Source organism: Comamonas aquatica, from assembly GCF_018064205.1.
Lineage (GTDB): Bacteria > Pseudomonadota > Gammaproteobacteria > Burkholderiales > Burkholderiaceae_C > Comamonas > Comamonas aquatica.
Window position 1 is genome coordinate 1,181,069 of record NZ_CP072916.1, and the last position, 15,270, is coordinate 1,196,338.

11 protein-coding genes are annotated in these 15,270 nt (G+C 67.3%); 7 read left to right on the top strand and 4 right to left on the bottom strand.

Features of this window, described 5'->3' with window-relative positions; all coding sequences use genetic code 11:
- Positions 1 to 19: 19 nt before the first annotated feature.
- From gcvP to KAQ61_RS05665, 4 genes are all read right to left on the bottom strand, one after another.
- The gene (gene gcvP / locus KAQ61_RS05650) at positions 20 to 2,890 is read right to left on the bottom strand and encodes an aminomethyl-transferring glycine dehydrogenase (protein ID WP_210930732.1); all 2,871 of its coding nucleotides are present in this window, start codon (positions 2,888 to 2,890) and stop codon (positions 20 to 22) included.
- 112 nt (positions 2,891 to 3,002) lie between these two features.
- Positions 3,003 to 3,377: a glycine cleavage system protein GcvH gene (gene gcvH / locus KAQ61_RS05655; RefSeq protein WP_043378073.1), complete on the bottom strand. Its 375-nt coding sequence runs from the start codon at positions 3,375 to 3,377 to the stop codon at positions 3,003 to 3,005.
- Positions 3,378 to 3,490: 113 nt separating this feature from the next.
- On the bottom strand, positions 3,491 to 4,630 hold the full coding sequence (gene gcvT, locus KAQ61_RS05660; protein ID WP_043378070.1) for a glycine cleavage system aminomethyltransferase GcvT: 1,140 nt from the start codon (positions 4,628 to 4,630) through the stop codon (positions 3,491 to 3,493).
- 246 nt (positions 4,631 to 4,876) lie between these two features.
- On the bottom strand, positions 4,877 to 5,197 hold the full coding sequence (locus KAQ61_RS05665; protein WP_042412606.1) for a hypothetical protein: 321 nt from the start codon (positions 5,195 to 5,197) through the stop codon (positions 4,877 to 4,879).
- 275 nt (positions 5,198 to 5,472) lie between these two features.
- Here KAQ61_RS05665 and KAQ61_RS05670 point away from each other — a divergent pair, with 275 nt between their 5' ends.
- The 7 genes from KAQ61_RS05670 to KAQ61_RS05700 all read left to right on the top strand — a co-directional run bounded on the left by KAQ61_RS05670 (position 5,473) and on the right by KAQ61_RS05700 (position 15,256).
- Complete coding sequence (locus KAQ61_RS05670; RefSeq protein WP_210930733.1) at positions 5,473 to 6,258, top strand: SDR family oxidoreductase; 786 nt, start codon at positions 5,473 to 5,475, stop codon at positions 6,256 to 6,258.
- 197 nt (positions 6,259 to 6,455) lie between these two features.
- On the top strand, positions 6,456 to 6,896 hold the full coding sequence (locus KAQ61_RS05675) for a PaaI family thioesterase (RefSeq protein ID WP_210930734.1): 441 nt from the start codon (positions 6,456 to 6,458) through the stop codon (positions 6,894 to 6,896).
- 99 nt (positions 6,897 to 6,995) lie between these two features.
- On the top strand, positions 6,996 to 8,012 hold the full coding sequence (locus tag KAQ61_RS05680) for an NADP-dependent oxidoreductase (protein WP_210930735.1): 1,017 nt from the start codon (positions 6,996 to 6,998) through the stop codon (positions 8,010 to 8,012).
- 100 nt (positions 8,013 to 8,112) lie between these two features.
- Positions 8,113 to 9,030: an SDR family oxidoreductase gene (locus tag KAQ61_RS05685; RefSeq protein WP_210930736.1), complete on the top strand. Its 918-nt coding sequence runs from the start codon at positions 8,113 to 8,115 to the stop codon at positions 9,028 to 9,030.
- A 302-nt stretch (positions 9,031 to 9,332) separates the two neighbouring features.
- The gene (locus KAQ61_RS05690; protein ID WP_420839386.1) at positions 9,333 to 10,616 is read left to right on the top strand and encodes an efflux RND transporter periplasmic adaptor subunit; all 1,284 of its coding nucleotides are present in this window, start codon (positions 9,333 to 9,335) and stop codon (positions 10,614 to 10,616) included.
- Positions 10,617 to 10,634: 18 nt separating this feature from the next.
- Positions 10,635 to 13,790, top strand: coding sequence for an efflux RND transporter permease subunit (locus KAQ61_RS05695; RefSeq protein ID WP_210930738.1), 3,156 nt, complete (start codon positions 10,635 to 10,637; stop codon positions 13,788 to 13,790).
- Positions 13,787 to 15,256: an efflux transporter outer membrane subunit gene (locus KAQ61_RS05700; protein ID WP_210930739.1), complete on the top strand. Its 1,470-nt coding sequence runs from the start codon at positions 13,787 to 13,789 to the stop codon at positions 15,254 to 15,256. The genes KAQ61_RS05695 and KAQ61_RS05700 overlap by 4 nt, the downstream gene beginning before the upstream one ends.
- Positions 15,257 to 15,270 lie beyond the last annotated feature (14 nt).

The following is a 15,270-nucleotide window of genomic DNA, read 5'->3' on the forward strand; positions in this document are numbered from 1 at the left end:
ACCCCCAGAGGACTGGGGATCAACTCAGGTAAGCCGCCAGCGGAGGGCAGGTGCACACTATGTTGCGGTCGCCATAGACGTTGTCGATACGCGACACTGGCGGGAAATACTTGTGCGCCAGTGCGGTCTGGCCAGCGGCCTGCTGGCGGCTGTAGGCGTGCGGCCAGGGTTCTTGCAGCAACTGCGCAGCGGTGTGCGGGGCGTGCTTGAGCGGGTTGTCGTCCCGGGTCCAGTCGCCGCGTTCGATCTGGCGGATCTCCTCGCGGATGGCCAGCATCGCGTCGATGAAGCGGTCCAGCTCCGACAGCGGCTCGCTTTCCGTGGGCTCCACCATCAGGGTGCCGGGCACGGGGAAGGACAGGGTCGGTGCGTGGAAGCCATAGTCGATCAGGCGCTTGGCCACATCCTCGGCGGTGACGCCGCTGCTGTCCTTCAGGGGGCGCAGGTCCAGGATGCACTCGTGCGCCACCAGCCCGCCGGGGCCGGTGTACAGCGTGGGGTAGTGGCCTTGCAGGCGGGCGCTGATGTAGTTGGCGTTGAGGATGGCCGTCTCCGTGGCGTGGCGCAGGCCGGGCGCGCCCATCATGCGGATGTACATCCAGCTGATCGGCAGCACGGAGGCATTGCCATACGGCGCGGCCGAGATCGCGCCCACCGGGCTGGCCGTGGTGCTGGCCGGGTGCCCGGGCAGGTAGGGCACCAGGTCGGCGGCCACGCAGACCGGGCCCACGCCGGGGCCGCCACCGCCGTGCGGAATGCAGAAGGTCTTGTGCAGGTTCAGGTGGCTGACGTCGCCGCCGAAGGCGCCGGGCGCCGCCACGCCGACCAGGGCGTTCATGTTGGCGCCGTCCACATAGACGCGGCCGCCGTGCTGGTGCACCAGGTCGCACAGCGGGCGCACGGAGTCCTCGAACACGCCATGGGTGCTGGGGTAGGTGATCATGATGCAGGCCAGCCGGTCACTGTGTGCCTCGCACTTGGCCTGCAGGTCCGCCATGTCGACATTGCCCTGCGCATCGCAGGCCACCACCACCACCTGCATGCCGCACATCTGGGCGCTGGCCGGGTTGGTGCCGTGGGCGCTGGACGGAATCAGGCAGATGGTGCGCTGGGGCTGCCCCTGGGCGGCGTGCCAGGCGCGAATGGCCAGCAGGCCGGCGTATTCGCCCTGCGAGCCGGCGTTGGGCTGCAGGCTCACGTCGGCATAACCGGTGATGCGCGACAGCCACTGGCGCAGCTGCTGGTCCAGCAGGGCATAGCCTTGCTGCTGGTCGGCCGGCGCGAAGGGGTGGATGTGGGCGAAGTCCGGCCAGGTGATGGGCAGCATCTCACTGGTGGCGTTGAGCTTCATGGTGCACGAACCCAGCGGGATCATGCAGCGGTCCAGTGCCAGGTCCTTGTCCGACAGGCTGCGGATGTAGCGCAGCATGGCGGTTTCGCTGCGGTGGCGGTGGAACACCGGGTGCGTCAGATAGGGGGAGTGGCGCTGCAGCGCCGCCGGGATCAATGGAGCGGCCTGGCTGTCCAGCACCGGCGTGGCGGTGGCGCCAAACAGGCGCAGCAGCAGGGCCACATCGGCCGGGGTGCTGGTTTCATCCAGCGAGATGCCCAGCGCGGATTCAGAGACTTTTCGCAGGTTGACGCCCGCCAGCTCTGCGCGGGTAGCTATATTGATCGCAGCATGCGGCACGCGCACGGTCAGGGTGTCGAAGGCCGTGTCGTGGACCAGGGCATGGCCTTGGGCCTGCAGACCGTGGGCCAGGGTGGCGGTCAGGTCGGCAATGCGCTGCGCAATCTGGCGCAGGCCGTCGGGGCCGTGGTAGACCGCATACATGCTGGCCAGCACGGCCGGCAGCACCTGGGCCGTGCAGATGTTGGAGGTGGCCTTTTCGCGGCGGATGTGCTGCTCACGCGTTTGGAGTGCCAGACGCAGGGCGGGTGCGCCCTGGCTGTCCACACTGACCCCGACCAGACGCCCGGGCAGGGCGCGCTTGTAGGCCTCCTGGCAGGCCATGAAGGCCGCATGCGGGCCACCGGCCCCCAGCGGCAGGCCCAGGCGCTGGCTGCTGCCGACCACGATGTCGGCGCCCCATTCGCCGGGCGGCGTCAACAGCGTCAGGGCCAGCAGGTCGGTGGCGACGATGAACAGTGCCTGCTGCTGGTGGCTGTGTGCGGCCGCATCGCGCCAGTCGCAGAGGGCGCCGGTGCTGCCGGGGTATTGGACCAGTGCGCCAAAGTGCGGGGCCTGCAGGGCGGCGTGGAAGGCGGCGTCGTCGGCGGGGCAGTCCAGCTGCCAGCCCAGGGGCTCGGCGCGGGTGCGCAGCACGGCCAGGGTCTGGGGGTGGGTGTCGGGGTGGACCAGGAAGGTGCTGCTAGGCGAGGCTGCGCTGCGGCGCGCCAGCGCCATGGCTTCGGCAGCGGCGGTGGCTTCGTCCAGCATGGAGGCATTGGCCACGGGCATGGCCGTGAGGTCACAGACCAGGGTCTGGAAGTTCAGCAGGGCCTCCAGGCGTCCCTGCGAGATTTCGGCCTGGTAGGGGGTGTAGGCCGTGTACCAGGCGGGATTTTCCAGGATGTTGCGCTGGATGACGCCTGGGGTGTGGGCGCCGTAATAGCCCTGGCCGATGAAGCTCTTGAGCACGCGGTTGCGCGCGGCGATGGTCTTGAGTTCGTGCAGCGCCTCGGCTTCGCTGAGCGCCGGGGGCAGGTCCATGGGGCGGTCCTGCACGATGTCGGGCGGCACCAGCGCATCCATCAGGGCCTGGCGGGAAGGCTGGCCGATGGCGCGCAGCATGTGCGCTTCGTCCGGCGCACTGGGCCCGATGTGGCGCCGCGCGAAGGCGTCGCTCTCGTGCAGTTCAGACAGGGGTGCTTGCAGTCGCTGATTCATCATCCCACCTTCCCTCTCATCGATACAGTGCGCGGGCCGGGTTGCGGCTGCGGCGGCAGGCACGCAGCCGCCCCGATCTGGGCGGCGCAGGCCCAGAGCAGGGTGCAGGCGCTCAGGCGCTGGCGGCGAAGTTGCCGTAGGCGGTTTCGTCCATCAGGCCGTCGAGCTGGCTGGGGTCGCTGAGCTTGACCTTGAAGAACCAGCCGGCGCCCAGCGGGTCGGTGTTGGCCAGCGAGGGATCGGCGCGCAGGGCTTCGTTGACTTCGACGATCTCGCCGGTCACGGGCATGAAGACGTCGGCTGCGGCCTTGACGGACTCGACCACGCCGGTCACGTCGCCCTGCTGGAAGGTGCTGCCCACGGCGGGCAGGTCCACAAACACCACGTCACCCAGGGCGTCCTGGGCGTGCACGGTGATGCCGACGATGGCGGCTTCAGGCTGGGCGGCGTTGACCCATTCGTGTTCTTTGGAAAATTTGAGGCTCATGGGAAAAACTCCGTGATGCAAGAAAAGGCAAAAAGCGTGCCGCAGGCCGGCGCGCGTTGGCTCACACTGTAGCCGGGTTGGCAGGCGCCGAAGGCGTTGCCAGGGGCTGCAGCCTAGCTTTTGCGGTAGCGGGTCCCTATGAAAGGCAGAGGAATGACCTCCATGGGCACGGGTTTGCCGCGCACCAGGGCATCCAGCCGGGTGCCGTGGGCGGCGCAGTCGGGCGGGACATAGCCCATGGCGATCGGGCGGTCGGTGCTGGGCGAGAGCAGGCCGCTGGTGACCTGGCCGACCGCGATGCCCCCCGGGCGGTGCAGGGGGCTGCCGTCGCGCACGGGGATGCGCTCCATGGCGTGCAGGCCCACGCGCACGCCGGCCACGGGCGCCTGGCCCTCAATCTGCGGCAGCACCACGTCGGCGCCGATGAAACCGCCGGCACGCTGGCCCCCGGTGCGGCGCACCTTGGGGATGCTCCAGTTCAGGGCAGCCTGGGTGGGGGTGGTGCGCTGGTCCATGTCGGTGCCGTACAGGCACAGCCCGGCCTCTAGGCGCAGCGAATTGCGGGCACCCAGGCCGGCGGGCAGCACGCCGGGCTGCTTGAGCAGCCAGCGCGCCAGGGCATCGGCGTGGCTGGCGGGGATGGAGATTTCAAAGCCGTCCTCCCCGGTGTAGCCGCTGCGGGTGATGTAGCCGCGCGCGTCCTTGAAGTCGAACGGCGTGCCCTGCATGAACAGCAGCGGGCCGGTGGCCGGCACCGGGCGCTGCAGCACGGCGGCGGCCTGCGGGCCTTGCAGGGCCAGCAGGGCCATCTCGGGCAGGGGCTGGACCTGGCATTCGTGGCCGATGTGGGTCTGCAGCCAGGCCAGGTCTTCGTGCTTGCGGGCGGCGTTGACGATCAGCAGGTAGTCCTGGCCACGGTTGATGACCATCAGGTCGTCGAGGATGCCGCCGTCCTCGGCCAGCAGCAGGGCGTAGCGCTGACGGTGCAGGCCCAGGTCCATCACGTCGATGGGCAGCACCTGTTCCAGCGCGGCGGCGGCCGAGGGGCCGCTGACGCTGATCTGTCCCATGTGTGAGACGTCGAACAGGCTGACTTTCTCGCGCGTGTGCTTGTGCTCGGCCAGCAGGCCGGCGGGGTATTGCACCGGCATGGCATAGCCGGCAAAACGCACCATGCGCGCACCCAGTTCCAGGTGCAAGGCGTGCAAGGGGGTGTGCAGGGCGGGCGCCTCGGTGGGCGGCACTGTGGTCATGGCCTGGTCCTCGTTCTTGGTGGTTGGAACGATTCTAGGGGGCTGCCGCCGCTTGTGGCTGCGCGTTGTAGCAGGACCGCACGTGCAGTTGACAGCCCCGTGGCGGGCACACCTGGGCGGGGGCGCCGCGCACGGGCCATGCCTGGCAGGAGCCGCTGGCGCTGGTTTCACCTGAATTTCAGAGCAAAAAGTGCCCGAAGTTAAGGCAGGACGTGCGCCAGCAGCTCTCTTTTTGAGTGAATGTGCTCAGTGGGGGCGCACCTCGAAATAGCAGCCTTCCTCGCCGCCCAGGCCTTGCATGCCGGCTTCGGCCGCGGCGCGGGCGGCCTTCATCCAGCGTTGGTAGATGGCCTTGGCATCGTCGGTGATTTCCTCGGGCGGGGCGTCTTCCAGACGCTCCAGCGTGCGCAGGGCGTCGGCCACCTGGGCCTCGCCGCCAAGCTGGCGCGCCAGTGTGCGGGCGTAGCGGGTTTCGGCGCGCTGGCGCTCGAACTCCGGCAGGCCGGGGTAGTCGCACAGGGCCACGGTGAAGCAGGGTTGGTCTTGAACAGTATCGGTTGCGAACATGGATATGTATAAAACAACAGTGACTGTATGAATGTACAGTTTTTTGTGGCCGCTGCGCAAGTGTTTTTTGCAGGGCCCATCACCCGGGGGGCCACTGCGTTGGTCGCTGTGGCGCGGTGGCTGGCGGGCCGTGGGTCTGCGTGGCCGCCTTGGTGGATTCACTAGGTGGTGGCTTCACCCGTGCGACAGCGCGATGCGGGGGCGGCATTTCACAATGCAGGCGCAGGCCCCGAACGAGGGCCGTTTCCATCCATGACCACCAGGAGACTTCGTCCATGACGCGTACCGTGCAACAACTCTTCAACCTGCAAGGCAAGACGGCCTTGGTGACCGGTGGCTCGCGCGGCCTGGGGCTGCAGATGGCGCAGGCCCTGGGGGAGGCCGGTGCGCGCGTGGTGCTGACCTCGCGCAAGGCGCAGGACCTGGAGGCGGCCGCGGCCGAGTTGCAGGCCCAGGGCATCGACGCGCAGTGGATTGCCGCGGACTGCGCCAAGGAAGAGGACATCCTGCGCCTGGTGGCCGAGACCGTGCAGCGCGTCGGCCCCATCGACATCCTGGTCAACAACGCGGGCGCCAGCTGGGGCGCCCCGGCGGAAAGCCACCCCGTGGCGGCCTGGGACAAGGTGATGAACCTGAACATCCGGGGCTATTTCCTACTGAGCCAGGCCGTGGCCAACGCCGGCATGCTGGTGCGCGGCGGGCGCATCATCAACCTGGCTTCGATCGCCGGTCTGGGCGGCAACCCCATCGAGATGAAGACGATTGCCTACAACACCTCCAAGGGCGCGGTGCTGAACTTCACGCGCGCGCTGGCGGCCGAGTGGGGTCCCCACCATGTGACGGTGAATGCCATCTGCCCGGGCTTCTTTCGCACCAAGATGGCCGAGGTGCTGATCGACACCATGGGCGAGGACAACATGGCCAGCCGCGCACCGCTGCGCCGCCTGGGTGATGACGAAGGCCTGAAGGGCCTGACTGTGCTGCTGGCCAGCGATGCCGGCAAGCACATCACCGGCCAGTGGGTGGCGGTGGACGGCGGCGTGAGCGCGGTGCTGGGCTGATGGGCATGCGCGCGCGGTCATCGGCCCTGTCCCCGCGGTGTGTCTGCAGCGCCCAGGGCCCAGCCCGCGCGGGCGGCGGCCTGCGTGGCCGGGATTGTCGCCATTACTCCAATGCGACAGCTTTTTGCCCAGAGCACACCGCCCGCGCCGCTATGCTTGCGCGCATTTCCCCCTGATATGAATGACGGAGACACCGCATGCTGAGTTTTGGCGCCCACCCCATCCCCTTTGTGAACCACCTGGGCTTCACCCTGCACCACATGGCCAACGGGGAGTCCGAGCTGCGCTACACCGCCAAGCCCGAGCACCTGAACACCTTCGACGTGACGCATGGCGGTGCCAGCATGACGCTGATGGACGTGGCCATGGCCGTGGCCGCGCGCAGCCTGGAGAGCGACGATTTCGGCTGCGTCACGATCGAGATGAAGACCAGCTTCATGCAGGCCGCGCGCGGCCCGCTGGTGGCCAAGGGCCTGGTGCTGCACCGCACCAAGACCATGGCCTATTGCGAAGGCAAGATCTATGACAGCGAGGGTCGCCTGTGCACCCATGCCACCGGTACCTTCAAGTACATGCCGCGCACCGTCAAGCCGGGTCAGAAACCCGGTAGCTCCACCACCGTGATTGCCACAGACTGAGCCAGCGGCCAGCCAGGGCTGGCTTGAGTTTCATGTATCAAATGTGCTGTTTGCGCTTATCTGGCAAGCGCTGACAGCTATCAAAAGGAGACAAGTCACATGCCCGTCAATCAACAGATCCTGCTGGACAACCGCCCACAGGGCGAAGCCACGGTCGACAACTTCAAGCTGGTCGAGACGGCCACCGCCGCGCTGCAGGACGGCGAGGTGCTGGTGCGCCACCACTACCTGAGCCTGGACCCCTACATGCGCGGCCGCATGAACGACAGCAAGAGCTATGCGGCCAGCCAGGCCCTGGGCGAAGTGATGATCGGCGGCACCGTGGGCGAGGTGGTGGAAAGCCGCCACCCCAAGTTCCAGCCCGGCGACCAGGTCGTGGGCATGGGCGGCTGGCAGCTGTACAGCGTGGTCGACGGCAACGTCCCCGGCATGCTGCGCAAGGTGGACACCACCCACGTGCCGCTGTCCTACTACCTGGGCGCCGTGGGCATGCCCGGCGTCACCGCCTGGTACGGGCTGGTGAAGATCATCCAGCCCAAGGCGGGCGAGACCGTGGTCGTCAGCGCCGCCACCGGCGCCGTGGGCAGTGCCTTTGCCGCCCTGGCCAAGGCCCGCGGCTGCCGCGTGGTGGGCATTGCCGGTGGCGCGGAAAAATGCGCCTACGCCACGGGCGAGCTGGGCTTTGATGCCTGCATCGACTACAAGGCCCACCCCGACCTGAAGTCCATGGCCAAGGCCCTCAAGGAAGCCTGCCCCGACGGCATCGATGGATACTTCGAGAACGTCGGTGGCTACATCCTCGACGCCGTGCTGCTGCGCGCGAACGCCTTTGCCCGCGTGGCCGTGTGCGGGATGATCGCCGGCTACGACGGCCAGCCCCTGCCGCTGGTCAACCCGGCGCTGATCCTGATCAACCGCATGAAGGTCGAAGGCTTCATCGTCAGCGAACACATGGACGTCTGGCCCGAGGCCCTGACCGAGCTGGGCACCCTGGTGGCCCAGGGCAAGCTGCGTCCGCGCGAGAGCATTGCCCACGGCCTGCCGAACGCCCCCGAGGCCTTCCTGGGCCTGCTCAAGGGCAAGAACTTCGGCAAGCAACTGGTCCAGCTGGTCTGAGCCACCTCCCTGCAAGGCGCCCCGGTGGCGCCTTTTTTGCGGGCGGCGGCGGGCAGTGACGGATGCAAGGACAGAGGATCACATACAAGGAGACACACAGATGCTGAATGGACTGGCAGGCAAGACGGCGGTGCTGACGGGCGCGGGCTCGGGCTTTGGACTGGAGTGCATGCGCATCGCCGCCCACGGCGGCATGCGCCTGGTGCTGGTGGATGTGCAGGCCGACGCTCTGGTCGCGGCCGAGGCCGAGGCCCGGCGCCTGGGCGCGGCCGACGTGCTGGCGCGGCAGGTGGACGTGAGCCAGGCGGCGGCCATGGAGCAACTGGCGGCCGAGGTGCAGGCCCGCTTCGGGGCGCCGCACTTCGTGTTCAACAACGCTGGCGTGGGCGGTGGCGGCCTGCTGTGGGAGCAGTCCGTGCAGGACTGGGAGTGGGTGCTGGGCGTGAACCTGTGGGGCGTGATCCACGGCGTGCGCCTGTTCACCCCGATGATGCTGGAGGCCGCGCGCCAGGACCCGGACTGGCAGGGCCACATCGTCAACACGGCCAGCATGGCCGGGCTGCTGGCGCCGCCGAACATGGGTGTGTACAACGTCAGCAAGCACGCCGTGGTCAGCCTGACCGAAACCCTGTACCAGGACCTGCGCCTGGTCAGCGACCAGGTGCATTGCAGCGTGCTGTGCCCGTATTTTGTGCCGACCGGCATAGCCAACAGCGAGCGCAACCGCCCCGGAGGCGTGGACACGCAGCAGCTGACCACCAGCCAGCAGATTGCGCGCGCCATGTCGCAAAAGGCCGTCAGCTCCGGCAAGGTCACGGCCGAGGACATCGCCAGCAAGGTGTTCGCGGCCATGGCCGACAACCAGTTCTACATCTTCAGCCACCCCCATGCGCTGGGCAATGTGCAGACGCGCCTGGAGGACATCCTGGAGATGCGCAACCCCACCGATGCCTTTGCGGACCGCCCGGACGTGGGCACCCAGCTGCGCAACGCCCTGCGCACGCCGGCCGCCGCCTGATCGCGCTCCGCACGAGCCGCGGGTGCTGTGCCCGCGGCGCGGACCTGCAGCCCCGCTGGCCGGGGCTGTGTCGCGTCTGGCGGGTGCGTGCCGGAATTGGTGTGGACAGGATGTAGGGAGCTGTTACAGACTCTCGCAGTCTCAGCACAAGGCGCAGGCAGGCCGCGACTGCAATCTGGCGCAAAGCGGGTGATGGCGCGCGGTCTTGCTACCAATTTCCCCGGTTTTGGGCCGGGCGCTTTACAAAAACTCAACATTGCGGGCCCAGAATGGCACCGTTTCGCTTCACTGATTGCCTCTCCATGACGCTCTCCCCTGTCCCTTCACGCGCCGCTTCCCGTTTGCCGGACTGTTTTTCACCCGGGCACCAGCGGCCACAAGGCAGGTGGCGCATGGCCGCCGCAGCGCTGGCGGTGGTGCTGGTGGCCGCGTGCGGCAAGACCGCGGACAAGCCCACCGCGCAGAACGCACCGGCCAAGGTGGGCGTGGTGGTGCTGCAAAAGCAAAGCCAGATGCTGGACACGGTGCTGCCCGGGCGCACCCAGGCCTTCCTGAGCGCCGAGGTGCGGCCGCAGGTCAGCGGCATCGTGCAAAAGCGCCTGTTCACCGAGGGCGGCATGGTCAAGCAGGGACAGCCGCTGTACCAGCTGGATGCGGCCAGCCTGCGCGCAGCCGAGGCCAGCGCGGTGGCGGCCCTGGCCAAGGCCGAAGCCAGCCAGCAGACCCTGGAAGCCACGGCACGGCGCAATGCCGAGCTGGTCAAGATCACGGCCATCAGCCAGCAGGCCTATGAAGAAAGCCAGGCGGCGGCCAAGCAGTCGCGTGCCGACGTGGCCGTGGCGCGCGCCAACCTGGAGAACGCGCGCATCAACCTGAAGTACAGCCGCATCGAGGCCCCGATCTCGGGCCGCATCAGCCTGTCCAGCGTCACGCCCGGCGCCCTGGTCACGGCCAACCAGACCACCCCGCTGACCAACATCGTGCAGATGGACCCGATGTACGTGGACTTCACCCAGTCTTCGGCCGATTTGCTGCAATTGCGCCGTGACTGGGAGGCGGGGCGCTATCAAAAAATTGAAGGCGAGCAGATGCCGGTGCGCATCCGCCTGGAAGACGGCAGCGACTACCCGCACGAAGGCAAGCTGCAGTTTGCCGGCCTGATCGTCAACGCCACCATGGGCACGGTCACGCTGCGCGCGGTGGTGCCCAACCCCGAAGGCCTGCTGATGCCCGGCATGTTCGTGCAGGCGCAGTTGCCCACGGGGCTGGCGCCGGAGGCCATCCTGGTGCCGCAGCAGTCGGTGACACGCGACCTGACGGGCCGCCCCAGCGTGCTGGTGGTCAAGGACGGCGATGTGGTGGAAAAGCGCGCCGTGGAGCTGAGCCGCGCCGTCGGCACCTACTGGCTGCTGGACAGCGGCCTGCAAGCCGGGGAGCGCGTGGTGGTCGACGGCTTCCAGCGCATCAAGCCGGGCGATACCGTCAGCGTGGTCGAGGTGGACCTGAAGGCCCAGCAAGGCGCCAAGCGTGTCGATGCCCAGGCCGCTGCCGCGAATCTGCGCGCGGCCGTGCAGGCCTCCAAGTAAGCGGGAAGCGATCGCACCATGGCGCAGTTCTTTATCAACCGGCCCATCTTCGCGTGGGTCATCTCCATCGTCATCATGCTGGCGGGGGGGCTGTCGATCTACACCCTGCCGCTGGAGCAGTACCCCGACATCGCCCCGCCGCGGGTGACGATCGGTGCGCAGTACACGGGCGCCTCGGCCGAGACGGTCGAAAACTCGGTCACCCAGATCATCGAGCAGCAGCTCAAGGGCATCGACAACATGCTCTACATGAGCTCGACCTCGGATGCCTCGGGCCGCGCGCGTACCACCTTGACCTTCGCGCCGGGCACCGACATCGATGTGGCCCAGGTGCAGGTGCAAAACAAGCTGCAGTCGGCCATGAACCGCCTGCCCGAGGCGGTGAAAAGCCGCGGCGTGTTCGTGAACAAGGGGGGGCAGGACTACTTGGTCACCTACAGCTTCTACTCCACCGATCCGTCCATGACGCAGGTGGACATCGGCGACTATCTGAACTCCAACCTGGTCGATGTGCTGGGCCGGCTGGACGGGGTCGGGGACATCAGCGTGTTCGGCACCAACTACGCCATGCGCATCTGGATGGATCCGGCGCTGATGCAGAAGTACGCGCTGATGCCGTCGGACCTGATCAATGCCCTGAATGCCCAGAACGCCCAGGTGTCGGCCGGCCAGCTGGGGGCGCTGCCCGCCGTGGCCAACCAGCAGCTCAACGCCACCATCACCGCGCGCACCAAGCTGCAGACGGTGGAGCAGTTCGAGAACATCGTGCTTAAGGCCGCCACGGATGGTTCGGTCGTGACCATGAAGGATGTGGCCCGGGTCGAGCTGGGGCCGGACAACCTGACCGTGAAGTCCAAGCTCAACGGCATGGTGGGCGCGGGCCTGGGCATCGTGCTGGCCGATGGCGCGAATGCCATGCAGGTCTCGGATGCGGTCGCCGCCAAGCTGGCGGAGATGAAGGCCTTCTTCCCCAACGATATCGATTACTTCGTCAGCTCCGACTCGACGCCCTTTGTGCGCGCCTCGATCCACGAGGTGGTCAAGGCCCTGGGCGAGGCCATGGTGCTGGTGGTGATCGTGATGTTCATCTTCCTGCAGAACTTCCGCGCCACGCTGATTCCGGCGATTGCCGTGCCCGTGGTGCTGCTGGGCACCTTCGGTGTGCTGTCCGCGGCGGGCTACTCGATCAACACGCTGACCATGTTCGCCATGGTGCTGGCGATTGGCCTGCTGGTGGACGACGCCATCGTTGTGGTGGAAAACGTCGAGCGCGTGATGCACGAGACTGGGCTGTCGGGCAAGGAGGCCACGCGGCGTTCGATGCGCGAGATCACCTCGGCGCTGGTCGGCATCGGCGTGACGCTGTCGGCGGTGTTTGTGCCCATGGCCTTTTTTGGTGGTTCCACTGGGGTCATCTACCGCCAGTTCTCCATCACCATCGTCGCGGCCATGGCCTTGTCGGTGTTTGTGGCGCTGACCCTCACCCCGGCCCTGTGCGCCACCATCCTCAAACCGCCCTCGCAGCACGGCCATGAACGGCAGCTGCGCCGCGGCATCCTGGGGCTGAACGACCGCTTCTTCCGCTGGTTCAACCACCACTTTGACGCCACGGCCCTGCGCTACCAGGGCGGGGTGGTGTGGGCGCTGCGCCGGACCAAGCGCATGGCCCTGGTTTTTGTGTTGATCCTGGCGGCCGTGTGGCTGCTGCTGGCACGCCTGCCCACGTCCTTTCTGCCCGATGAGGACCAGGGTTTTGTCAGCGTCAGCGTGAACCTGCCCGCCGGTGCGGCCGATGCGCGCCTGCAGGAGGTGCTGGACCAGGTGCGCGATTACTTTGCCCAGCAGCCGGAGGTGATCAGCTTCAACCAGGTCTCGGGCCTGAGTGGGGATCAGAGTTCGGCGCGCGGCTTCGTGCGGCTCAAGCCCTGGGAGGCTCGCCCGCTGGCGTCGCAGTCGGCGGCAGCGATTGCCCACCGGGCCACCCAGGAGCTGGCGGCCATCCGCGACGCGCGCATCTTCGTGACCCAGCCGCCTGCGGTGCGCGGCCTGGGCTCGAACGCCGGCTTCAACTTTGTGCTCAAGGACTTGAATGGCCTGGGCCACGATGCCTTGCTGGCGGCCAAGGACAAGTTCCTGGCTGAGGCGCGCAAGCACCCCGAACTGTCCAGCGTGCGCACCACCAACCTGGACGATGCCACCGAACTGCGCCTGGATATAGACGACCGCAAGGCTGCGGCGCTGAACCTGTCGTACAGCGACATCAACAGCGTGCTGTCCAGCGCCATGGGCGGCACCTATGTGAACGACTTCTTGAACAACGGCCGCGTCAAGCGGGTGTACATCCAGGGCGATGCGCCGCACCGCATGCTGCCCCAGGACATTGCCAAGTGGAGTGTGCGCAACAAGAACGGCGAGATGGTGCCTTTCAGCGCCTTCTCCACCTCGTACTGGGCCTACGGTTCGCCCCAGCTGGTGCGCTACAACGGTGCGCCGGCCTATGAACTCGTGGGCAATGCCTCGCCGGGCGTGAGCTCTGGCGTGGCCATGCAGATCGTGGAGAGCATCCTGCGCGACATGCCCAACGGCATTGGCTATGAATGGACGGGGGCTTCCCTGCAGGAGCGCCAGTCGGGCGCGCAGGCGCCGCTGCTGTATGCCATCTCCATCCTGTTCGTCTTCCTGTGCCTGGCCGCGCTGTACGAAAGCTGGACCGTGCCGCTGTCGGTGATGCTGGCCGTGCCGCTGGGCGTGGTGGGTGCGCTGCTGGCCACCTATACCCGCGGGCTGTCGAACGACGTGTATTTCCAAGTGGGCCTGCTGACCACGGTGGGCCTGGCCTCCAAGAACGCCATCCTGATCGTGGAGTTTGCGGTGCAGTTGCAGGAGCAGGGCAAGAACCTGTTCGATGCCACGGTGGAAGCCGTGCGCATGCGGTTGCGCCCCATCCTGATGACCTCGCTGGCGTTCGGTTTTGGCGTGGTGCCGCTGGCGCTGGGCACGGGTGCGGGCGCCGGTGGGCGCAATGCCATCGGCACGGCGGTGCTGGGGGGCACGGTGGCTTCCACGGTGCTGGGCCTGTTCATGGTGCCGGTGTTCTTGCTGCTGGTGCGCAGCTGGTTCAAGAGCCGCTCGCGCCTTGATGACACCCCCGACCACCAGGAAAGCGCTGCATGATGACTTCTTTGAATTTGCGGCCTGCGGCCGCCGCTGCCCTGGCTGCCGTGCTGCTGTCGGCCTGCAACCTGGCACCTCGTTACGTTCCGCCGGTGCCCGGCGTGCCGGGTACCCTGATCGGGCAGGTGGGCACGCCCGTGCAGGCCAGCGCGGCCACGCTGGATTTCGCACAGGCGCAAAGCTGGATCCACAGCCCGCAGCTGCGCGAAGTGGTGGCACTGGCCCTGAGCCACAACCGCGACTTGCGCGTGGCCGTGGACAACATCGAAAAAGCACGGGCCCAATACGGCATCACGCGCGCCGATTTGCTGCCGGGTATCACCGCGCAAGGCCAGGGCACGCGCAGCCGCAGCAGCGCGGAGCTGAGCAATTCCGGCCAGTCCACGGTCACTGAGCAATACACCGCGCAACTGGGCTTTACCAGCTATGAGATCGACTTCTGGGGCCGGGTGCGCAACCTCAGCGAGGCGGGCTTGCAAGCGTTCCTGCAGTCGGAGCAGAACCAGCGCAATGTGCAGATCGGCCTGGTGGCCGATGTCAGCAATGCATGGCTGACTTTGGCCGCCGACCTGGCGCGCCTGGAACTGGCGCAGAACACCTTGGACAGCCGTGAAAAGGCCTACGCGCTGACCAAGCGCATGTTCGATATCGGGGCCACCTCGGGGCTGGTGATCGCGCAAAACCTCTCGGCCGTTGAATCGGCCCGCAGCGATGTGGCCGCCTATACCTCGCAAGCCGCACGCAGTCGCAATGCCCTGCAATTGCTGGTCGGCGGCGCGGTGCCCGAGGCCTTGCTGCCCACGGCGCAGACCATGGCCGCGAACGATGCCAACAACATGGCTTTTGTGCCGGTGCCGCTGAACCTGCACTCCAGCGTGTTGTTGCAGCGCCCGGATGTGCAGGCGGCAGAGCACAACCTGCGCGCCATGAACGCCAACATCGGTGCCGCGCGGGCGGCTCTGTTCCCCAGCATCACGCTCACGGGCAGCATCGGTTCGGGCAGCCGGGAGCTGGACAGCTTGTTTGGCGGTGGCAATGGCACCTGGAGCTTCATGCCGCAAATCAAGCTGCCCATTTTTGACGGGGGGCGCTTGCGTGCCGGCGTGCAGGTGGCCGAGGCCAACCAGCGCATTGCCACCTCGCAGTACGAAAAAACCGTGCAAACGGCCTTCAAGGAGGCGGCCGATGCGCTGGCCGACCGGGCACAGTGGGCCAACCGCCTGGGCGCGCAAACCGGCATGGTGTATGCCACGCAGAAAGCATTCGATTTGTCGGACGCGCGCTTTCAGGGCGGTGTCGACAACTACCTGACGGTGCTGGACGCGCAACGCAGCCTGTATGCGGCCCAGCAGACCTTGATCACCTTGCGCCTGGGCGAGCAAACCAACCGTGTCACGCTGTGGAAGGCACTGGGCGGGCAGGAGGCGGTCAATATGCCGGAGGTGCCTGCAGGCACAGCAGGCTAGCCGATTACACGCGT

Bases quoted from the DNA above. Each gene is read 5' to 3' on its own strand.
- KAQ61_RS05670 (WP_210930733.1), top strand. From the start codon at position 5,473: ATGACGCGTACCGTGCAACAACTCTTCAACCTGCAAGGCAAGACGGCC.
- gcvH (WP_043378073.1), bottom strand. From the start codon at position 3,377: ATGAGCCTCAAATTTTCCAAAGAACACGAATGGGTCAACGCCGCCCAG.
- KAQ61_RS05695 (WP_210930738.1), top strand. From the start codon at position 10,635: ATGGCGCAGTTCTTTATCAACCGGCCCATCTTCGCGTGGGTCATCTCC.
- KAQ61_RS05675 (WP_210930734.1), top strand. From the start codon at position 6,456: ATGCTGAGTTTTGGCGCCCACCCCATCCCCTTTGTGAACCACCTGGGC.
- KAQ61_RS05685 (WP_210930736.1), top strand. From the start codon at position 8,113: ATGCTGAATGGACTGGCAGGCAAGACGGCGGTGCTGACGGGCGCGGGC.
- gcvP (WP_210930732.1), bottom strand. From the start codon at position 2,890: ATGAATCAGCGACTGCAAGCACCCCTGTCTGAACTGCACGAGAGCGAC.
- KAQ61_RS05680 (WP_210930735.1), top strand. From the start codon at position 6,996: ATGCCCGTCAATCAACAGATCCTGCTGGACAACCGCCCACAGGGCGAA.
- gcvT (WP_043378070.1), bottom strand. From the start codon at position 4,630: ATGACCACAGTGCCGCCCACCGAGGCGCCCGCCCTGCACACCCCCTTG.
- KAQ61_RS05690 (WP_420839386.1), top strand. From the start codon at position 9,333: ATGACGCTCTCCCCTGTCCCTTCACGCGCCGCTTCCCGTTTGCCGGAC.
- KAQ61_RS05665 (WP_042412606.1), bottom strand. From the start codon at position 5,197: ATGTTCGCAACCGATACTGTTCAAGACCAACCCTGCTTCACCGTGGCC.
- KAQ61_RS05700 (WP_210930739.1), top strand. From the start codon at position 13,787: ATGATGACTTCTTTGAATTTGCGGCCTGCGGCCGCCGCTGCCCTGGCT.